Below are 19,935 nucleotides of genomic sequence, written 5' to 3' on the forward strand. Positions count from 1 at the left end.
CCGATTCTGGTATCTTGGACGGGCCGATAATTCAAACAGGAGTCCCCATCCATGGCAGCCAAACAATGGGCCGCGGCGCCGGCCCTGACCATCGACCCGAAGAAACGCTACACAATCACGATCGAGACCGTCCGCGGCAAAATCGAGCTGGAGCTCGCGCCCCAGTACGCCCCCAAGACCGTCAACAATTTCGTCTTCCTGGCCCGAGAAGGCTTCTACGACGGCGTCAAATTCCATCGCGTCATCCCCGACTTCATGATCCAGGGCGGCGACCCGACCGGCACCGGCCGCAGCGGCCCCGGCTACCAGTTCGCGGACGAGTTCACCGGCAATCCCCTCAAGCACGAGGCCGGAGTCATCTCGATGGCCAACGCCGGCCCGGGCACCAACGGCAGCCAGTTCTTCATCACCCACTGCCCCCAGCCCCACCTCAACGGCAAGCACACCGTCTTCGGCAAGGTGGTCAAGGGGAAGGACGTCGTCGACGCCGTCCGGACGGGCGACGTCATGACCAAGGTGACCGTCACGGAAGAGTGAGGCCGAACGGTCCGAGCCTCAGTTCCAAATCATACGCAAGACTTGGAGCTGTTTGAAACCGCCGGGCTTTTCTTGGACTAAATACAAGCGATCGCCCCTGATGAGGGCTTGGACCATGCCCACTCCCTCGGCGCGAACATTCAGGCTCCGCCGGGCGACAAAGACCCCGGTCTGATCAAAAACGTCAAAAATGAATTCGTTGGGGCTAGCACCGAGTTCATAAGTCATGACCCAAAGCCGGCCATGATCATCGGGGAAGAAGGCTTGGAAGGGATGCCAAGAGTCTGGGAAATACACCTTTTTCGCGTAGGCCGGCATGCCCTCTTCATACGGTTTGAGAAATTTTAGCCGATATTCGTCGGAGACCGGAACGGGGGCGAACTCTTTCCGGATCTTTCGGATCAACCTGCCTCCGAAATCGAAAACGAGAATCTCGTAGCCTCGCTCGGAGTTGCCGACATAAATCCGGTCGCTCGACGCCTGCCCCAGGAATATCCATTTGATTCCGTTGATGTACTTTTCAGGGATTTTCTCGAGGACTCGGGAATTGGGCGCCTTCTCGAAGCGATCCAGTTCCTTCACGAGCTTGAAATTCGAGTCATACAGGCCGAGGCTGAGCGCGAAATATTTGGCTTGGGGGTTCCCGGCATCCAACCGGGTAGCCAGACACCCTCCGCTGGCGAGAGGCAGGATTGTCTCGAAGCCGAACGGACTTATATCCTCGGCGAACTTGCCCTCCGGAGTGAAAGCGTGGACTTTATTTTTGGGCGATTCTAGGATCCATATCCTCCCACCGGAAGCGGCCCGGAGATCGTTGGGGTATTCCGACTCGCCGGGACCTTGTCCGACGCGGCCGAAGGAGCCGATGAATTTGCCCTCGGCGGAAAACCGGCGGACGAGGTTTCCTTGCCGATCGGGGGGAGCGAGAATATAAATGCGCCCGTCGGCATCCGCGTCGAAGCGATAGATATCCGTCAGGCCCGAGGCGGCCACGGCGTCGTCTTCGGTATCGATCCGAAAGATCTCCTGGAGAGAAAGATTCAAAGTCCCTCTCTCCGGGAGGTTGGGCAGCTGATGATTCGTAACGATTTCGATGCCGTTTTCAACGATTTTATCGACCGCCTCTCGCTTCCCGCCGCAAAAACATGTTGATAAAACAACCAAAGCCAAGAAAATCGTTTGCGGTTTCATGTCGCCCCCCCTTTAAACACGACATTCCTCCCTGCCCGGGCGGGATTTTTAAGCACTTCGATCGTATATACGATCGAAATACCTATCATCGTACACATTTGCTAAATTAATGGGGAGTTGGATTCTCTCGATTGCCAACCTAGGTGGAATCAAACCCCTCCGGCCGAGACACGGCCCAATCCATTAAACGCCGTTCAATATTTGGGGATGCACCGTTAGAAGATTAGGCCAGGGCCGCCTCGGCCATGGCGGCCACGTTGCGAGGCGGGATGTTGGGCAGGATGGCCTCGTGGCTGGGGCTGCAGATCCAGCGCGGCCCGAAGAGCCCGCGCAGACGCCTGACTTCGGCTCGGATCGCCTCCGGCGTGCCGTTGACCAGCAATTCCTGAGTATCCACACCGCCCAAAAAAGCGATTTTTCCACCGAACTCCGCGGCCAGCCGCTCGGCCTCCATCCGTCCCGCCCTCGCCTGGAGCGGGTGCAGGCATTCGACACCGGCCTCGATAAGCCTGGGGATGACCCGGTAGATCGAGCCGCAGGAGTGGAGGATGACCTGATGGCCGGCCGCGTGGGCCTGGTCCGTCAGGCGCCGGAACCAGGGCAGGATGAACTCGTCGAAGTGGCGGGGGCTGATCAGGCAATCGATCTGGGTTCCGAAGTCGTTGCCGAAAAAATATCCGTCCATGAGGCCTCCGGCCCGGGCGAAGAACCGGCGGTTGGCTTCCAGATAGAATTCGCAGACCCGGGCCGTGACCGCGTGGACAACCTCGGGGTGGGTCTGCATCTTGATGAAATAAGCCTCCATGCCGAGCAGGTCCATGACGTTGTGGAAGAAGGGGGCCCAGAAGCCGCTGGCCCGGTAGTAGGAGCCGGTCGCCTCGAGCTCGGCCAGGCATTCGTCGAAGTTCAGGTATTCGGGGTCGGGCCACTCAAAGGCGGCGACATCGGCCTCGGTCTCCGCTCCCGCCAAGGGTCCCGCCTCGCCGTGGAACCGCTTGAACTCCGAGGCGTCGAACAGCCCGCGCCCGCGCGGATCGCGGTATCCGGAGGCGCGGTATTGCGGCGTGATCCAGCGGAAATCGTCACCCAGCTTGCGCCGCAGCTCCTCCTCGCCCCCCGTGCCGAAGTAGCGGTGCAGGATCGGCCAAGTCTCGGGATGCGGGTTGCCCAGCCAGAAGCCGCAGCGGTCGACGGGCCGGCCGGCAATGATCCCGCGGACGATGTCGCGGCCGGTCATGGCCCGTTTTTTTTCGGCGACGCGGCCGTCAGGGTCCGCGGCGCTAAAAACTTCAAGGCGTTCGAGATGAGCCGGGCCGCCATGACGGGCTGCAGGCCGTCCCCGGTCCCCTTAAGCCCGGCCAGAATCGGCAGGCCGAAGAACAGGACCCGGCCTTGGCCCAGCCGGGCCGCGAAACCGGCCGCCCCCACGTTGCGATCGTGATCGCGGCCGTAGCCGATGAAGACGTCGACGTCCCGTCCCTCGACGATGACGCCGGAAGTCCCGTCCACGGGAATTTGATAATCGCTTTTCATGGCCTGGTCGGCCGGCAATCCGTCCAGAACCGGATGCTTGCGGCTGAAACACCAGGAACCCATCCAAGGCGCCCGCGACTCGCCCACTGCGGCCCGGAACTGGAACGCCCCGGCCTCGGCCAGGCGTCGGGCATAGGCCTCCACGGCCTCCTGCCCCTCCGGCAGGACGAGGAGCGAGGCTCCGCGCCGGACCCGCGCCAGCACGGCCTCATCCAGAGCCGTCGGCCGGGCATAGGCGCCCCAGAGGAGCCCGGCTTTGTCCAGGTACGGCCGACCGCCGCAGTTGACGGCGATCGTCTTGCTGCCCGCTTCAATTTTAATGGCGCTGAACTTGGCGTAGTTGACGGTTCGGCGGGGCACGGTGATCCGGACGATCCCATCGGCGGCCTCGACGTCGAAGACGCGGTCGACCGCTTTCCGGATGCCCCCCGCAGCGGCGGAGACGTCGAAATCCTTGAGCACCGTCTGGCCGTTGACGGCCACGTCAAAGACACGCTTGCCCGGCCCGCTCAAAGTGACTTCGGCGAACCGCAGGGTGACCCGGGCCGGGCCTTTGGGCAGGCCGTCGAAGACGAATTCGAGGTTCTCAGCATCGCCCCAGCTCTCGGACCTGTAGAGCTCGTCGTCGTCGGTGCCTTCGATCTCCATGGCCGGGTCGATATCGGGCGAGGTCCAGCCGTACAACAGCCGCTCGCCGGCGATATAGAGATCATATTCGCGGGCCGGGTTGTAAGCCTCAAAAGCCACCCCCGGGAACTTCGCTTGCAGGGCGGCCGTGACCTTGGGGCCGGCAGCGATCACGGCCGCGGTCCGCGGCATGGGCGCGGACCGGCCCGCCGGATCGACGACAGGGATCTCTTCGCTCCAGGAGATTTCAGGCATCCCCTCGACGACCGCGAAGACGCGGTAGACCCCTTCGAACTCCAGGACCGGCGTTTCGATACCGGCCTTGACCGGGTAGACGAAGCGGTCTTTGTGAAACGGCGGAATCTCGAAAATCCCCAGCTCGGTCCGGGCATAATGCGGGTCCTCGAGCCAGATCGTCATCCGGGATCCGGCCGCAGTCCCCGTCTCGTTCAGGAGATAGGCGTCCACGACGGCCCGGCCGCCGAGCGGGAAGACGGCCGCCCGCGGCTTAAGCACAGGACGCAGCGGAGCCATCCGCCGGGCCATGAGCTGAGGATTCCCCTTGAACCGCCGCAGGTTGTCGACCAGGCCGGAGTGCTGCTCCATGGCCGTCGACTCCCAGCCGCTGACGACCAGCAGATCGTTGGATTCCGACAAGCGGGCCGTCTCGATGACCCGGCCCCAGAAATCGTAGCTTTTATCACCGAGGGCCAGGAAGAGCTTCTCGGCCGTCGGGAAAGCGTCCCGGAAATCCCAGCGGGTCAGGAACTTTTCATAGGCCGCCAGGACTTGCTCGTGGTCCTCCAGGTCGTAGCTCGACCCGGCCCGACGCTTGATTTCGCGGACCATGCCGGCGTGGTTGTCCGGGACGCCGACACCCAGCATCTCGCCCCAGGCCACGATCTCCTTGTCGACGGTCGAGCGGTGGGTAAAATCATCGGGGCCCTTATAGAGCGCGTCCGTCCAGACGCCCGGCCCGCCCACCGTATGTTCATCGCGCCAGCCGGAGACGCCGTCGCCGCCGTCGGCCAAGATGCTCTCTTCATAGGGCTTCATCCAGGCCTGGTTCACGGCCGGAACGCCCGACTTGAGCAAAACGATCCGGCTGGGGTCTTCGGCGTGGACACGGCGCAGGAGCCGGGCCGCGCGCGGATTGCGCAGGTCGGGGTGGATCTCGTTTTGCAATTGGTAGAGCGCCAGCGAGGGCCGGCTGCGGTTTTGGCGGACCATCCGGAGGACCTTCTCCTCCATGTAGCGTTCGGCGAAGCTCGCCGCATCGCCCCGCGCACCCGAGAGGTCGAGCCGGCCTGCGGGCGATTTGGCGTAGAGCGGGAACGTCTCGCCCAGGGCGGACTGACCGCCTCCGGGCTCCATGATCCGCAGCAGGCCCAGGCGGTCCTGGGCGTCGAAGACCTCGGCCTTGCCGATGGCGCGGTGGAAGTGGAGCATGGTCAGACCGAGCGTCTTGGCCGACCAGACCTCGCGCTCGGCCAGCTCGGGCGAGGGCCACAGGCCGTTGAAGCCCCAATAGCCCCAGGAGATGGCCGAGACCGGCCGGATGCGGCGCCCGTTGAGCCGCAAAACGGCGTTCGTGCCGACGCCGTCGGCTTCGAACCAGCGGAAGCCGAATTTCGTCTCGGCCGCGTCGCGCCAGGACTCCGGAGTCGACGCGGCGGGGGCGGAAGGCGCGTCGCCCGCCGCGGCCGGACACGAAATCCGGGCCCGCAAGACATACAGCTTGGGCGAATCCAGGTTCCAGAGCTCGGCCGTCACGGCCTCCAGCGTTTCCGATACATCCACCGTGCCGCCGGCCGGCATCGCCACACGCTTCGCGCGTGAAGCAAGCGCGGCCCCGTCCCTGGCAGGATCGATGATCTCAAAGACCAGATCGCCTTGGACGGGCGAGGGCGAGGCGTTGCGAACCCGGGCGGCGGCCCGGATGCGGCGGACCTGGGGGGTGTTCAAGGCCCAGACATCCTCGATGGAAACCGGATCATGGGCGCTCAGTGCGAGCCCGCGATCGAGACCTCCGAAGCCGTGCCCGGCGTAGAACGAGACAGTTCCCCACTGGAGGAGCTTCGTGTCGGCCCAATCCAGCCGGCCGCCGGGATTGGTGATCCGGACGGCTAACAAGTTTTTCTGCCCGGGCAGGATCGCCTCGCTGACATCGCAGTCGAAGGCGGTCTCGCCGAGGATGTCGTAGCCGACCAATTGGCCGTTGAGAAAGACCTCGGCCCGCAGCCGGGCCCCCCGCACGTGCAGCCGGACGCTCTTGCCGGCGAACCGGGGCGGCACGGCGATCTCCTTCCACCACCAGGACACGCCGCGATAGGCGCCGTTCAGAACGTCTCCATCCGTCCGCTCGAACCAATACTCGTCCCTGTACGGGCGCCGGCCGGCTTCGCCCCAGTAATGCTCTTCGACGGTCGAAGGCAGCGTCACCGGGATGCCGGCCGAACGGTGCAGGCCGCTCCAGCCGCCGGTCGGAATGTTGAGGGGCAGGCTCTTCAGATCGGCATCGGCCGGCAGGAAGATCGCGTCGTCCTTCCAGGCGGCGTCCCGGTCCAGCCAGAGCCGCCAGCCGATGTCGGCGATGGGCAGCGTTTCCTGAGCCCGGGCCGGGGCCGGGCGGACGGCCAGGACTAGGGCCGCGGCCAGAAGGGCTTCGACGAGAATGCGGCGTGCGTTCATGCTATTCCTTGCGCCATTGGGTGCGGCGATAGATCCAGACGGCGGCCGCGAAGTAGACGACGGTCAGCCCGGCCAGCATCGCAAGCTCATAGGCGACGTCGCCGAGCGAAGCCCCAAACGAAAGAATCTTGTTCAGGGCGATCACGGCGTGGGTCGGAGGCAGAAAATCGTTGAGGGCGATCGGCCGAGCGCCGACGACGAACAGGGTCAGCCGATTGAGAGGCATGGCCGCCCCGGAGAACCACATCAGCAGGAAGAAAGGCAGGGTGCCGATGGTCAGCACGGCCGTGGCGTTCTTGCAGAAGCAGGCGGTGAGGAGGCCGACCGCGACGACCGAGCCGACGCACATCAGCGCAACCAGGCCCGCGGCGAGGAACGATCCCCCGCTCCGGAATCCGAGCAGCGCGGCGACGGCGAAGGTCAGGGCGATCGAGGCGGCTCCGATCACGATCTGGGCCAGGCTGACGCCCCCCAGCAGGTCGAAGACAGTCAGGCGCGAGACACGCAGGCGCCGCAGCGTCCGCTCCTCCCGCTCCCGGATGAGCGGCAGGGCCGTGGTGAAGAGCAGCAGGAGGATGGATAGGATGAGGAGTCCCGGAACGTAGGCTTCGAACTCGGTGCGAGGGGCGGCGCCGGAGACGAACTCCTCCCGCCAAGGGAAGGGGGGCTCGGCCCCGCCCGCCGCCCGGACGGCCGCGTCGAGGGCGGTGAAGACGAAGACGGAGGCCACGGCATAAGCGACGTTGCCCGCGTCGCCGGACAGGACGACCGGGGCGAACCGGGACCGCTCGGCCGGCGGGGCGTGGAGCATGCGGCTGAAATCTTCCGGCAGGATGAGAAGGGCCGCCGCGTATCGGTTGCGCAGGTCGGCGTCGGCCGCGGCCCGGTCCGCGACCGGCCGGACGCGAAGCATCGGATCGCCGCTCGGGTATTTCAGCCCGCGCAAGGCCTCCACGACCCGATCCCCTTCCTTGACCGGCTCTCCGCCCGCGAGGACCACTCCGCCGTCCCGGTTGAGGACCAGAACCTTATAAGAAGTCGAGCCGCCGCCCGCGATCAGCCAGTAGAGAAAGACGAAGAACGGACAGAGGACCAGGACCATGGACAGCGACGCCAAGTCGCGGACTTGTTCGCGAACGGTCTTGCCGAAGTATGCCAGGAGCCTCATTCGCGAAGCCTCCGCCCGGTCAGGGCGATGAAGACATCCTCCAGGCTATTCTCCCGGAGACGAACCTCGCCGGCGGCCTGGCCGGAGGACCGCAGCCGGTCCAGGACGACCGGCAGGCAGGCGACGACGTCCGCGCCCCGGACGACAAGTGTCCGGTCGGCCGCCACGGCGCTCATGCCCAGGACTTCGAGCTCGGCCACAAGCCCCGGCGCCACCGGCCCGGCCAGCATGATCTCCAGAACGCCGCCCGCGCCGATCGTCTTCTTCATCCGCTCGGGCGTGTCGAGCGCCAGCAGGCGGCCGTGGTCGATGACGGCCACCCGGTCGCAAACCCGTTCGGCTTCATCCATGTTGTGGGTGGTGAAGAGCACGGTCTTGCGGGCGGCCATGGCCCGGATGTACTCGCGGACCATGACCCGGCTCTGAGGGTCGAGGCCGGCCTCGGGCTCGTCCAGGATGACCACGGAGGGATCATGGACGAGGGCCAGAGCCAGATTGAGGCGCCTCTTCATCCCGCCGGACAGGGTGCCGGCCAATCGGCCGCTCTTTTCGGCGAGTCCGAGGTCATTGAGGAGGGCGGCCCCGCGGGCCCGGGCGGCGGCGCGCGGCATCCCGTACATGCGGCCGGAGAATTCCAGCTGCTCTAGGCAGGTGAGCTTGGGCCAGACGACGATCTCCTGGGGACAGATCCCAACCCGGCTGCGGACGACGTCGGACCCGGGACGGACGGCCTGGCCGAAAATCCGGACGACTCCGCCGTCGGCCGCCAGAAGACCGCAGATCAGGTTGATCGTGGTGCTCTTACCGGCCCCGTTGGGACCAAGCAGCCCGAAGACTTCGCCCTCGAAGATTTGGAGCTTCAGCCCGGCCACGGCCAGGATGTCCCCGAAGCGCTTGGTCAGCCCGGACGTCTCGACGGCCATCCGGCGGGTGGGCGCGGATGCGGCCTGAACAGCCGTCGCGGAGCTGGGTTCTTTTGGCACTTTAGCTTCCCCGGTCCCCGCGGATGCAAAGCCGCAGCGGGTCCGACGGGGGCATTATATCCGCTTTCCGGCGCCCGGAGAATAAACCCGCTCGATACCCCGGGCGGCGATTTGACAGCGAAGCTTTTTTAGCACAAGAATAGAGGCAAGGGAGGAGTACCCACATGAAAACTAGAGTCTCGGTCTTTTTCTTCGCCGCCTTGTTTCTGGCCCTTTCGGCCATGGCCGTCGGCCAAAACCCGAAACCGCAGGTTCCCCAGAAGATCGATACAGTCAAAATTCCCGTTCTTGCCCCCCGCATTTCGTCGGTGAAATGTACCCATGACGGGAGCCCGATTCCGGAAATCGATCTCAGCGGCCTGGCCTTTGGCGCCGCCCGGGGCAGCCGGCGCGTCATGATGGACGGCGTCCCGGCCACGAACTATCTGCACTGGACCAATACCGGAATCACGATCGGTCCGCCGATCACCCCGGTCATCAAGTGGACCCACGAGTACACCTTCGCCATCGACGACGGGGCAGGAAATATCCTGTCCAACCAATTCAAGGTCAAGTTCCTAATCGATTGGGACGGCGCGTCGCCTGGAAGCGCGGCTCCCGGGACCGAGATCACGCTCAATGGCTGGGGACCGGGGCCGAATCTGGGAGGGAAAGTCCTGATGATGGACAATGTCGCCCTTCCGATCTTGGGCTGGACCGGCTCGCCAAGCGCGACCCAGATCCGGACCAGGGTTCCGGCCATTGCCGCCGGCCCCCACAGAATCTTCTTCATGGATGGGGGGGTCAAAGCCTCCAAGGACCTGTCCTTTACGGTGCTCTGAAACATGAAAAAGAAACTCGCCATCATTCTGATCGCCGGGCCGCTGCTGGCCATGACGGCCTTAGCCGCCGGTTTGTCCCAGAATCCGCCGGTCCAGGCCAAACCGCAGGTCGAGCTCAAAAAGCTGCCGGCCTTTCCGCCCACCATCATGTCCGCGACATCCAGCATCCACGTCATGCCCGTCCCGTTGATCGATCTAGGAGGCAAGGGCTTCGGAAACGCCCAGGGCGCCCGGCGCGTCCTGATAGACGGTATTCCGGCCGTGGGCAATAGTGTTTTGGCTTGGACGGACAGCCGCATCAGCTTCGAGCCTCCCGTCTTTCCATTTATCGCCTGGTATCACGAGTACACGTTCACCCTGGATGATGGGGCGGGCAAGATCCTGTCCAATCAATTCAAAGCCAAGTTTTTAGTCTTCTGGGTGGAGGGTTACGAGGGTTCGAGCGCACCCGGAGGAGAGACCGGCGTTCGATGCTACGACGCGGGCGCGGCTCGCGGCTCGAAAGCCTTAAAAATGGACGGCCAGGACATGGAGATCGTGAGCTGGACCGACGAAGGTCGGAGCGGGATCCGGATCAGGGCCCGCATCCCCGCCATGGCACCCGGCTGGCACAAGGTCTACCTGATGGACGGGGCCGACAAGATCAGCAAGGATTTGAACTTTCAAGTTCGCTGAGCGGCCGCTCGCTCAGCTCAGCGAAAGTCGCGCGCGGCCCCGACCATGGCCGCGATGTTGGCGGGTGGCACGTGCGGCATGATGTTGTGGATCTGATTGAAGACGAAGCCGCCGCCCGGCGATAAAATCTGGATTCGCTCTTCAACGTGATCCCGGATTTCGTCCGGCGTCCCTTCGGACAGGACGCGTTGGGTATCGCAGCCGCCGCCCCAGAAGACGAGGTCGCGGCCGAACTCGCGCTTGAGCCCCGCCGGATCCATGCCGCGGGCGCTCGTCTGGACCGGGTTCACGATCTCGACGCCGATCTCGATCAGGTCGGGTAGGATGTCGACGATCGAGCCGCAGGAGTGAAGGAACAGCCGCAGGCCGGACTCGCGCCGGATCTTGTCGTAGAGGATCTTCTGGCGCGGCTTGAAGACCCGGCGGTAGAGGCGAGGCGAGATCTGGAGGGCGTTCTGGGTGCCGAAGTCGTCGCCCATCTGGATGATGTCGACCAGGCCGTCGACGGCCGGCAGGATCTTGTCCAAGTTGGCCAGGTGCATCTCGGTCAGCGCGTCGAGAAGCGCCTCCGCCTTGGCCGGGCTCTCGATCAGGTCGACCAGGAACTGGTCCATGGAGCATAGATACTGGCCCCATTCGAGGAGATTTCCCCCGAAAGCGATCATGACGGCATAGTCCGTCGTCTCGCGCAGAACGCGGGCCCCCCGGGTGATCTCGGCCAGGTGGGCCGGCGTCAGAGGCGCGTGGTAGGGAGCGCAGGGCAGGGCCGACCAGGTGACCTGGTCCATGAGCTCCGGCAAGCGGTCAAGGACGGAGAGGTCGGCGCCGTCCCAGTCGCGCAGGGGGAAACGCTTTTGGCTTAGGTAGTACGCACCGCGCGGCATGGCCCCGATCGTCAGCCCATCCGCCGCTTTGGCCAGCCAGCCGCCCTCGCCGTCCGGCGCGACCGGCATGAACGAAGGGATACGGGCGGACTGGCCGTCGGGCAGCGTGAACGGCTTCCAGTCGGCGTCTTCGGTCAGGAAGACGCGGCCCAGGTCGACGACGTCGGCATCCCAGTAATCGAGGACGGCCTGTTCGGGCTGGGCCAATTGCTGGACGACGTCATAGACGTCCGTGTGTCCCGCTTCGATTCCCAGGTGGCGCTTGAGCTTGCCGTAGGCCGCGGCCGTGATCCCCGTCGAGCGCATAGCCGCCAAGTCCATGGGGACGCGGTCGGCCTCGCGGTGGTCGATCGCGGCGAGGACTCGTTCGCGGCGGGTCATGGCCTCGGCTCCGGGGTCACTTGCCGGCCGCCGTCAGCGAGGCCAGCAGGGTTTGGATATCGGCCGCGGTTAGACGCTTGGCGCTCTTTTCCAGGAACCCGCCGAAAGCCGCGATCTCGCCCGCGTTGGCCGGGAAGCCCGTGTTGGCGCCGGAGTCGGTGCTCGTGGCGACGACTTTCCCGTCCAGGTCCAGGGCGGCGAACCAGGGGATGCCCGACTTCTCGGCGCCGGGGTAGTCTCTCTTCATGACCAGGCCGCCGTTGGTCCGGTCCTGGTCGATCTTGAGGTCGACAAAATCCTTCTTGAGCAGGGCGGCGATTTCGGGCTGGGCCATCCAGGCTTCGAGCTTCTTGCACCAGCCGCACCAGGGGGCGCCGAAGTGCATGAAGACGCGGCGGCCCGAGGCCTTGGCCTCGGCCAGTCCCTTGGCCAGGAGGACGGAGGCGTCGAGGTAGGCGGCCTTGTTCTTGACCAGAAAATCGACGACCTTTTTGGGATCGTGCCCCTGGCCCGCTTCGAGGCTGTTCGTGTCCTGGTTGGCGACCACGTTGCCGGCGCCGTCGAGGACGGTCAAATAAGGAACGCCGGCGCTCTTGAAGCCTTCGGTATAGGCTTTGTTGTACCGGTCGGCCACGTCCAGGTTCTTGTTGAAGTTGCCGATATCGACCATCACGACGTCGTATTCGTAGAGAAGCACCTTGGCAATAGCCTGGTTTTCGTTGAACAGCTTGTGGAGCAGGCGGCACCAGCCGCACCAATTGCCTCCCCATTGGATCAGAACCCGGCGGTTTTCCTTGGCCGCGCGGGCCAGGGCGGCGGCGATATCGGCCTTGGCGTCGGCCTTCTCGTCATAGATCGGTCCCTCGGGCGCTATGGGGGCGGCTTGGGGCGCGGCTTGTTGCGCCGCACCCGTCTTAGTGGCGGGAATCGAGGCGACTTGGCCGAAGGCCGACGCCGAAAGGGCGGCTGTAAACAGCATGATCACGAAGGCGGCGATTATTTTCTTCATCGTCTTTCTCCTGACCGATTCGACCCGTTGATGATATCAGAATTTCTATCCGGCGAGAACCGCGCCACCCCAACCATCCGCCGAATGAGAATCTCGATGCCCCTGGTCCGTCTATTATAATTGGACGGCGGATGACCGACATCCAAAGCTTTGCTTTTTGCCCTGTTTTGCGTTTTTTCGGCTAGGTATGATATATTGTCATACCAGGAGCCGAAATGCCGAGCCGCAAAATCGCCATCACGATCGAGGCGGGAGTCCTCCATGAGGTGGATCGCTTAGTGCTGGAAAAAGTATTCCCCAACCGCAGCCGGGCCATTCAACGGGCCGTCGAAGAAAGTCTGGAAAAGTTCGGCAAGCGCCGGCTGCAGCGCGAGTGCCGTAAGCTCGATCCGCACGAAGAGCGGGCGGCGGCCGAGGAAGGCTTGTCGGAGGACTTCAAGGCATGGCCCGAATATTGAGGGGAGAGATCCGCTGGGCCGATCTAAATCCGGTCCGCGGGCATGAACAAGGCGGCGCCCGTCCCGTGCTGATCCTAAGCCAGGATGTTTTCAACGATCATTCGGGCACGGTCATCGCGGTCGCGATCACCAGCCGAGAACAACGGGCGGGCTTTCCCCTGACGCTCCGCTTAAAGGACGGGCTCCTGCCGAAGCCGTCATGGGTCAAGATCAGCCAGGTCCGGACGCTCTCCTCCGACCGGATCGGCGGCCGCCTGGCCGTAGTCGAGCCCGAGGTCTTGGACCAGGTCGTTGCCGGCCTAGACGAAATCATCGGCCGGTAAACGGGAGAGGCACGAAAACGGTCCTCCCAAGCGTCTCTATTTACCGATGGGGAAGCTGTTCATCCATTCATCGAGAAGCTTGGCCTTCCGGTCCCGATTCTCGATATGAAGCCTCAAGTTGACGATTTCTTCGGCCAACGCACCGGTCATAGCGCCCAAGCCGACCTCGCCCGCTTTATCAAAAACCGGACGCGCGCCGGTCACATCTTCCACGAAATCTGTTGTGAGCCGATTGACGGCGTCCTTTAATATGCCTTTAGAATCTGCCAAAAAGTTCAATCTCATGATCATCAAGAGCCGATTGAACCGGAAGAAGAACGCGGGATCGATCTGCGCCTTGGCCTTGGCCTGGACGGCTTCGCTCATGATGTCTTCCAATCCCTTGGCCACGGCCTCTCGACCGCCAGAGCCTGTTCTGGCCAGATTCTGGAAAAGAACGAGGACCCTGTCCAAAAGAACAAATCCCGGCTCTGCCTTACCGGCCGCGGCCGCCGCGGGCCAGGACTGACCGCCGGCCAGGGCCGTTCCTCCCGCCAAAAACGCTGCCAGCATCCAAACCATCATCTTGCGTTTCATCGTCATCCCTCCCGTATGGATTTGTAGACCTGCGAAAAAAACCGGGAAAATCTCGTTGGCCGAATGGGTTCCCTTAGAACCGGTTCTCGCCAGGGCTTTTCCTTGGCCCGCGTTTTAAGCAACGCGTTCTCGATCAGAGACGCCAGAGCGCCGGACGTCTCGTCGGCCAAGTGGGTCCGACAAAGCACTTGCTGAATCGACCAGGCGAAATCCGTCATCCCGGCAGGCTTGAAATGAATATCCTCTGGTTCCAACGCCGGGCCTTCCGCCCGGGCGTCTTCAAAGGCCCTGAGGAAAACGGATGTGGGCCCCACGCCCTTAGGCGGACGGGATGCACCTTCCCATCTCACCAAGAGAACGGCCGCAAGGACGAGCACGGTGCAGGTCACCGTGATCCATCTTATTCGCCGCCAGACCCAAAACCTCGGCTTCCGCGCGTGGGCTATGGGCGCAACGGGTCCGTCCCTCCTTGCGAGCCAGGCCCGAGCCGCCGCCTTTTCGTGCTCGATCGCATCCCGGCCCAGAGCCCACTGTTCCTCATCTTGGATTCGGTTCATATTCCCTTCCTATGGAGACAAGTCTCGCTAAACGGAGAACGATCCCCCGCGCCCGGCTCAGCCGCGACATGACTGTTCCCAAGTCCAGATCAAGGACTTCCGCGATCTCCCGATAAGAAAGCTCCCCGTATTCCCGCAGGACCAGAACGGACCGAAGCTTCTCGGGCAACCGGGAAACCGCAGACTTGACGGACTGCACCATCTCGGTGCGGACAATTAAGTCCTCGGGAGTCTCCATCTCGGTTGTCTCAGGTCGATTCCGGTTCAGGAGAAGCCCGCGCAGACGCGCCGTTCGAAAATGCTCCCGGCATCGGTTGCGGGTCAGGACGATGAGCCAACGGCCTAAGTGTTCGATGTCGTAGAAAGATCCGGCTCTCTCCCAAGCGCGGCAAGAGACGTCCTGGGCCAGTTCCTCGGCCTCGACAGGATTCCGGGTGTAGCCGAGACAGATCAAGAAAATCTGCTCCCGCCGCGTCGCAAGCTCTTTGGCCAGAAAAGCACGATCGGAGCCCCCAGCCTCGATTAAAGGACGTTCGGTTCTCATCCGCTCATTTGATTAACGATCATGCGGGCGGTTTATTCCATCGGATTCTCTCTCGCCGCACGCCGGGCTGACCGAGAATCCTTATCAAAGTCCTCCGCCCGTCGATAAGTTGGTCGGAGACTTGGAAGGAAACTATCGTTCTTTGATCAAATCCACGATCCGCCAGCGCCCGCTTCGGCCCACTCGAAAGGTCTTGATCTCGAAGGGTGAGAACGCAGTCTCGATCTCGATCGGGCCGGAGTGCTTCCCGGTCGGGGGCGCCACGGACAATCGCGCCTTGGTTTTCCGGCCGGCCGATTCCTGAACCCGAATGATGAGCGCCTTTCCGTCCTCGGAGCGCCTGCAGGCCAGGAGCCGGATATTGGGTGGCGAAATCGTGATCATCGCCGCGTTCGTAACTTCGCCGTTCGAATGTCCCTCCCACGATCCGAGCCCCTCCGAAACGGCCGTAACGGCGCTCCCGTTCGGCTTGGATGCCCTGCCGGCGGTCGCCTGCCCGAACGGCAGATGGGCATAGACGGCGGGCGGGGCGGATAACCAGTCGGCCAGTCCCGGCAGAATCCGCCTGACCTCCTCGGGAGAGCCCGCGGTTACCGCCAGCCGGATCTCGTGCACGCCTTGGTCGGCAAACTTGTAAGGCCGTTCCGGCCTCAGCTTGAAGCCCTGCTCGTGGCAATAGGCGGAACCCCGCAGCGCCGACAACCGGACCTCCCCTGACTTGAAATCGAACCCGTGGAGACCGATGTGGGCGATCCCGAACGCCGCTCGGGAACAGTCCGCAACGCCCTCGGCCAAACACCACCGGCCATGGACATATTCTTGTCCGTCGGCCGGCCGGGTGATCGCACCGCCGGGGACTTCGCACAGGATTCCATCCGCGGCCCGGAACTCGGTCGGGAACCCCAGCTTCAGACGCGTTTTCGCTTCGTTCCAATGCACCCGCAGGCGGATCTCCACGACCGGCCAGGATGGATAGAAGATCGCCTGCTGGACGATGCGGCTGGATTTGAAGGAGGCCTTCATCTCGACGATCGTCCGGACGGGGCCGCGCTCCACGATCCTGGCCGTGGCGGACGGCTTGAACTCCCCCACGACCCGGCTATAGCTCCAACGATCCGTGCCCCACGAATCGCCGTCGTCCTCGACTACAAGCAGCTTGGGCAGAGGCCCGGCCAGCATGCCGACAGCATCCGTTTTCAGAAATGCCGTCCGGCCCGTCCGCCGATGGCATCCGAGCCAAAGCCCTTGCTCCCGCGTCCACGGCCGGACGGACCCGGCCGAATCGACGGACGTCCAGCGGGGCGCACGAAAGAGCCAAACCTCGCCCGATCGCTCCGGACGAAGCGGCGCGGGAGCCGGCTCTTCGACCGGACGGACCTCGTAGAAAGCCGGGCCGACGCCGGGGAGATGGGCCATAAAGGCGATTTTTCTCCGCCAGCCGTTGAACGGCAGCAGCGCTTCGGGCTGTTCCTCCTGGCAGACGACTTCGCGCCCGGCGCCGTCGAACAGGCGCGAATCCCAGACCCCGGTCCACTTGGGGCGATGCTCGATCATGAACTCGGCTTCGACCGGCACCCGGGCCAGGGCCGGATTGGCGTTGAGGATGGTCAGCGGGATTTCGGCCGCTGACTCTCGACTTCGGGCGAACGCCGCCGCCGCCTCAAGTCGCAGGCAACGCGCCTCCGCTTCGGACTTGCCGTAGAGGTCGAGGGCGTCGCGTTCGGCCGGCTCGACGCAGCTTCCCGGAAGAATGTCATGGAAGTCGTTGAACAGATGAGCCCGCCAGGCGCCGGCCAGCTTATCCGCGGGATAATCCAGCCCGTTCCTCCACCAGGCCGCCGACCGCAGGACTTCGGTCTGGACAAGAAGGCCGAGATTGGATTGGGCCCGCCGCTTCAGCCGCGACAACGAGGTGTAGCCGCCGGTGAAGCAGCGCTGCAGGTCGCCGGTCACGACGGGAGCTTCGCGCCCGGCCGCCGCGACGGCCGCATAAAACCGATCGGGGGTGCTGTGGATGATTCGGGCCAGGCCCTCCGTGGCCCGAAAGACGTCGATCCGGGCCAGATCGCGGCGGGTCGGCCCCCCCCCATGGTCGCCGAGGCCCCAAAAGACCGGCACGTCGCGGCCAAGCTCAAGGGCCAGTTCGACGCCCTTGGCCAGGCGCTCCTCGATGTTGTCGTATTCGGTATGGTAGAGCCCGACTGCGATCCGATAAGCCAGGATCTCCGAGCCGTCGGCGCCGCGCCAGCGGAAGAGGTCGGAGGGGAGGCTCAACTCGTGCGCCTGCGGCCGCATGTGGATATACATCCGGTAGCCGGCCTGTCGAAGCACTTGGGGCAAGCCCGCGCCATGGCCGAAGGAATCGAAGTTGTAGGCGACGCGCGGGAGGACGCCGAAGCGGTCGCGGAAGAATTCGCGGCCTTCGGCGATCTGGCGGACGACGGACTCGATCCCAGGCAGGTTGGCATCGGGCTGGAGATACCAGCCGCCGGCGATGGCCCAGCGGCCGGCCTTGACCAGGCGCCGGATCGTACCGAAGAGAGCGGGATCGAGCCGCTCGATCCACCGGTAGAGGACGGCTTCGTTATGGCAGAAGATGAGATCGGGATGCTCGGCCAGGATCTCGGCCGCAATCCGGAACGTGGCTAAAGCCTCCGACGCCCCCTCTTCCCAGCGCCACTGCCAGACCGGGTCGAGGTGGGAGTTGCAGATGAGATGGACGGTCGGGCGCCTCTTCGAAGTCCCGGTTCGAGTCGTTTTGTTCATGGCTGCTCCCCTGGCCCCATTCTATTCGGTTGCACGGACGGTTTCCAGATTGAATTCCGCCCCATAACCGGGTATCATGTCGGACTTATCCGTTTTTTCGACTCATTCTACGGAGCTGTAAGAAATCACTATGAGAAAAGCCTCTCTCATCCTATTCGCCCTGATCCTGCTCGCGGGAATGGGGACGGCCCAGATCAAGGCCGTCCGCGTCCCGCTCGGTCCCAAGATCGACGGCAAGCTGGACGACGCCGCTTGGCAGGCGGCCACCGCCTTCACGGAGTTCCGGATGGTCGAACCGACCCCCGGCCAGGCCCCCACGGAACGGACCGAAGTGCGGGTCGTCTACGACGACGCCAACATCTATATCGGCATCATCTGCCGCGACCGCGAGCCGGGCCGGATCACGGCCAACACCATGGCCCATGACAGCTATGGAACGTCCTCGAGCTCGGGCTACGGCTATGGCCACGGCCCCAGCAACCCGACCAACGACCTCGTCCGCGTCCTGTTGGACCCCTTTCAGGACAAGCGCACCGCCTACGTCTTCTTCGTCAATCCCAAGGGCGCCCGCGGCGAGGGCCTGGTCTATGCCGGCAGCACCAGCCTGAACTGGGACGGCATCTGGGAAGGCGACGCCGCCGTCGACGGGGAAGGCTGGAGCGCCGAGCTCCGCATCCCCTTCAAGACCATCTCGTTCAAGCCGGGCCTGACGGTCTGGGGAATCAACGTCGAGCGCTACATCCCGCGCAAGCAGGAGACGATCCGGATGTCGGGCCTGACCCGGGACAGCAATTTCAGCAACCCCAACGAGGCGGCCGCCCTGGAGGGGATCGAGAACATCCGGCAAGGCAGCGGCCTGACCATCCGGCCCTACGCTCTGGCCGGGCTGGACAAGGACCATGCCGCCGGAACGGCCGCCGAAGCCACGGCCGACATCGGCCTCGACGTCTACAAGAGCTTCACCCCCAACCTCGTCGGTGTCGCCTCGGTCAACATGGACTTCGCCGAGACCGAGGCGGACGAGCGGCGCATCAACCTGACCCGCTTCCCGATGTTCTTCCCGGAAAAGCGCATGTTCTTCCTGGAGGGCTCGGAGAACTTCAGCTTCAGCTCCAGCGTCAGCTTCACCCCATTCTTCAGCCGCACCGTCGGTCTGGTCAACGGCGAGCCGGTGCCCCTGCTGTTCGGTTCCAAGCTCTACGGCAAGGTCGGCGACTTCAACCTCTCGGTGCTCGACGTCCAGACCGGCTCTACCGACGACCTCGCCAGCCGGAACCTGCTGGCGGCCCGGGTGACCAAGAACATCTTCGCCCAGAGCAAGGTCGGCCTGATCTTCACCAACGGCAGCCAGACCGGCGGCAAGAACTCCCTGGCCGGGATGGACTTCAACTATTCGTCCTCCAAGTTCCTGGGCAATAAGAACATCATGCTGGCGGCCTGGGGGGTTTACAACTGGAACGAGCATGTCGAGGGCCGGCACCACGGCTTCGGCTTCCGGGCCGACTACCCCAACGATCTGTGGAACGTCCAGACCACCTACGCCTACTACGGCGAGTCCCTCGACCCCGGCCTCGGCTACATGATGCGCCCGGCCATCCAGACGGCCTTCGCCATGGTCTCCTTCCAGCCGCGTCCGACCGGCGGCTTCCTCGACGCCTGGGTCCGCCAGTTCTACTTCAGCGCCAGCGCCGACTATTACTGGGATCTCAGCAGCGTTCTGGAGACGCGCCGGTTGAGCCTGTCGCCCATGAGCTTCCGGACCGAGAGCGGCGAGATGATCAGCTTCAACATCAACTCGACCCGGGACGTCCTGCCGTACAACTTCGAGGTGGCCAAGGGGGTCGTCCTGCCCTCCGGCGGCTACGACTTCACCAGCTTCAGCCTGGGCGCCACCACGGCCGCTCACCGGCCCGTGTCCTTCACCGGCACCTGGACCTTCGGCCAGTTCTACTCCGGCCATTACGACGACATCCGCCTGGGCGTCAGCGTCAAGCTCGACGGCTTCGCCAGCCTGTCCTTCGACACCGACATGGTCCGCGGACGCCTGCCGCAGGGCAATTTCGACGAGAACGTCTACCAGCTCAAGGCCGACGTCTTCCTCTCGCCCGACCTGGGGCTGATGAACTACATCCAGTACGACGACATCTCCCGCCAGCTCGGCTGGAGCTCGCGCCTGCGCTGGCGCATCTCGCCCGGCAACGAGATCTACCT

General features: G+C 64.1%; 16 protein-coding genes. 6 read left to right on the top strand and 10 right to left on the bottom strand.

What is annotated here, in order from left to right; translation table 11 throughout:
• Positions 1-51 precede the first annotated feature (51 nt).
• Positions 52-537 carry a peptidylprolyl isomerase gene (locus tag NTZ26_09265; GenBank protein ID MCX6560693.1) on the top strand — a complete coding sequence of 162 codons (486 nt, stop codon included), beginning with the start codon at positions 52-54 and terminating at the stop codon, positions 535-537.
• A gap of 18 nt (positions 538-555) precedes the next feature.
• Here NTZ26_09265 and NTZ26_09270 read toward each other — a convergent pair whose 3' ends face one another.
• From NTZ26_09270 to NTZ26_09290, 5 genes are all read right to left on the bottom strand, one after another.
• Positions 556-1,581 (bottom strand): hypothetical protein, encoded by a 1,026-nt coding sequence (locus NTZ26_09270; GenBank protein ID MCX6560694.1) that lies wholly within the window; start codon positions 1,579-1,581, stop codon positions 556-558.
• A gap of 370 nt (positions 1,582-1,951) precedes the next feature.
• On the bottom strand, positions 1,952-2,965 hold the full coding sequence (locus tag NTZ26_09275) for a hypothetical protein (GenBank protein MCX6560695.1): 1,014 nt from the start codon (positions 2,963-2,965) through the stop codon (positions 1,952-1,954).
• Entirely contained in the window at positions 2,962-6,579 is a 3,618-nt protein-coding gene (locus NTZ26_09280) for a malectin domain-containing carbohydrate-binding protein (GenBank protein ID MCX6560696.1), read from the bottom strand. Before NTZ26_09280 ends, NTZ26_09275 begins: the two co-directional genes overlap by 4 nt.
• A 1-nt stretch (position 6,580) precedes the next feature.
• A complete protein-coding gene (locus NTZ26_09285; protein MCX6560697.1) occupies positions 6,581-7,747 on the bottom strand; it encodes an ABC transporter permease in 1,167 nt (388 codons plus the stop codon).
• A complete protein-coding gene (locus NTZ26_09290) occupies positions 7,744-8,730 on the bottom strand; it encodes an ABC transporter ATP-binding protein (protein ID MCX6560698.1) in 987 nt (328 codons plus the stop codon). Before NTZ26_09290 ends, NTZ26_09285 begins: the two co-directional genes overlap by 4 nt.
• Positions 8,731-8,894: 164 nt before the next feature.
• Between NTZ26_09290 and NTZ26_09295 the strand changes: the two genes are divergently transcribed.
• Both NTZ26_09295 and NTZ26_09300 read left to right on the top strand, forming a co-directional pair.
• Positions 8,895-9,551 carry an IPT/TIG domain-containing protein gene (locus NTZ26_09295; protein MCX6560699.1) on the top strand — a complete coding sequence of 219 codons (657 nt, stop codon included), beginning with the start codon at positions 8,895-8,897 and terminating at the stop codon, positions 9,549-9,551.
• 3 nt (positions 9,552-9,554) lie between these two features.
• On the top strand, positions 9,555-10,226 hold the full coding sequence (locus tag NTZ26_09300; GenBank protein ID MCX6560700.1) for a hypothetical protein: 672 nt from the start codon (positions 9,555-9,557) through the stop codon (positions 10,224-10,226).
• A gap of 17 nt (positions 10,227-10,243) precedes the next feature.
• On the opposite strand, the gene NTZ26_09305 is transcribed toward NTZ26_09300, so the two are convergent.
• Positions 10,244-11,491 (bottom strand): methyltransferase, encoded by a 1,248-nt coding sequence (locus NTZ26_09305; protein ID MCX6560701.1) that lies wholly within the window; start codon positions 11,489-11,491, stop codon positions 10,244-10,246.
• Positions 11,492-11,507: 16 nt separating this feature from the next.
• Positions 11,508-12,500 (bottom strand): thioredoxin family protein, encoded by a 993-nt coding sequence (locus NTZ26_09310; GenBank protein ID MCX6560702.1) that lies wholly within the window; start codon positions 12,498-12,500, stop codon positions 11,508-11,510.
• 215 nt (positions 12,501-12,715) lie between these two features.
• Between NTZ26_09310 and NTZ26_09315 the strand changes: the two genes are divergently transcribed.
• Both NTZ26_09315 and NTZ26_09320 read left to right on the top strand, forming a co-directional pair.
• Positions 12,716-12,958 carry a ribbon-helix-helix domain-containing protein gene (locus tag NTZ26_09315; GenBank protein ID MCX6560703.1) on the top strand — a complete coding sequence of 81 codons (243 nt, stop codon included), beginning with the start codon at positions 12,716-12,718 and terminating at the stop codon, positions 12,956-12,958.
• A complete protein-coding gene (locus NTZ26_09320; GenBank protein MCX6560704.1) occupies positions 12,943-13,281 on the top strand; it encodes a type II toxin-antitoxin system PemK/MazF family toxin in 339 nt (112 codons plus the stop codon). The genes NTZ26_09315 and NTZ26_09320 overlap by 16 nt, the downstream gene beginning before the upstream one ends.
• A gap of 36 nt (positions 13,282-13,317) precedes the next feature.
• Here the strand turns inward: NTZ26_09320 and NTZ26_09325 are convergent, their stop codons facing one another.
• From NTZ26_09325 to NTZ26_09335, 3 genes are all read right to left on the bottom strand, one after another.
• Positions 13,318-13,647 carry a hypothetical protein gene (locus NTZ26_09325; GenBank protein MCX6560705.1) on the bottom strand — a complete coding sequence of 110 codons (330 nt, stop codon included), beginning with the start codon at positions 13,645-13,647 and terminating at the stop codon, positions 13,318-13,320.
• A gap of 747 nt (positions 13,648-14,394) precedes the next feature.
• Positions 14,395-14,958: a sigma-70 family RNA polymerase sigma factor gene (locus tag NTZ26_09330; GenBank protein MCX6560706.1), complete on the bottom strand. Its 564-nt coding sequence runs from the start codon at positions 14,956-14,958 to the stop codon at positions 14,395-14,397.
• A gap of 132 nt (positions 14,959-15,090) precedes the next feature.
• Entirely contained in the window at positions 15,091-17,724 is a 2,634-nt protein-coding gene (locus NTZ26_09335) for a hypothetical protein (GenBank protein MCX6560707.1), read from the bottom strand.
• Between the two features lie 130 nt (positions 17,725-17,854).
• On the opposite strand from NTZ26_09335, the gene NTZ26_09340 reads away from it, so the two are divergent.
• The coding region (locus NTZ26_09340; GenBank protein MCX6560708.1) for a carbohydrate binding family 9 domain-containing protein at positions 17,855-19,935 on the top strand (2,081 nt) is incomplete at its 3' end.

This window comes from Candidatus Aminicenantes bacterium, assembly GCA_026393855.1.
Classification (GTDB): domain Bacteria; phylum Acidobacteriota; class Aminicenantia; order Aminicenantales; family UBA4085; genus UBA4085.

Coding starts and splice junctions, on each gene's coding strand:
- NTZ26_09335 (MCX6560707.1), bottom strand. CDS start 17,724: ATGAACAAAACGACTCGAACCGGGACTTCGAAGAGGCGCCCGACCGTC.
- NTZ26_09320 (MCX6560704.1), top strand. CDS start 12,943: ATGGCCCGAATATTGAGGGGAGAGATCCGCTGGGCCGATCTAAATCCG.
- NTZ26_09275 (MCX6560695.1), bottom strand. CDS start 2,965: ATGACCGGCCGCGACATCGTCCGCGGGATCATTGCCGGCCGGCCCGTC.
- NTZ26_09300 (MCX6560700.1), top strand. CDS start 9,555: ATGAAAAAGAAACTCGCCATCATTCTGATCGCCGGGCCGCTGCTGGCC.
- NTZ26_09305 (MCX6560701.1), bottom strand. CDS start 11,491: ATGACCCGCCGCGAACGAGTCCTCGCCGCGATCGACCACCGCGAGGCC.
- NTZ26_09310 (MCX6560702.1), bottom strand. CDS start 12,500: ATGAAGAAAATAATCGCCGCCTTCGTGATCATGCTGTTTACAGCCGCC.
- NTZ26_09295 (MCX6560699.1), top strand. CDS start 8,895: ATGAAAACTAGAGTCTCGGTCTTTTTCTTCGCCGCCTTGTTTCTGGCC.
- NTZ26_09285 (MCX6560697.1), bottom strand. CDS start 7,747: ATGAGGCTCCTGGCATACTTCGGCAAGACCGTTCGCGAACAAGTCCGC.
- NTZ26_09325 (MCX6560705.1), bottom strand. CDS start 13,647: ATGAGCGAAGCCGTCCAGGCCAAGGCCAAGGCGCAGATCGATCCCGCG.
- NTZ26_09280 (MCX6560696.1), bottom strand. CDS start 6,579: ATGAACGCACGCCGCATTCTCGTCGAAGCCCTTCTGGCCGCGGCCCTA.
- NTZ26_09265 (MCX6560693.1), top strand. CDS start 52: ATGGCAGCCAAACAATGGGCCGCGGCGCCGGCCCTGACCATCGACCCG.
- NTZ26_09330 (MCX6560706.1), bottom strand. CDS start 14,958: ATGAGAACCGAACGTCCTTTAATCGAGGCTGGGGGCTCCGATCGTGCT.
- NTZ26_09315 (MCX6560703.1), top strand. CDS start 12,716: ATGCCGAGCCGCAAAATCGCCATCACGATCGAGGCGGGAGTCCTCCAT.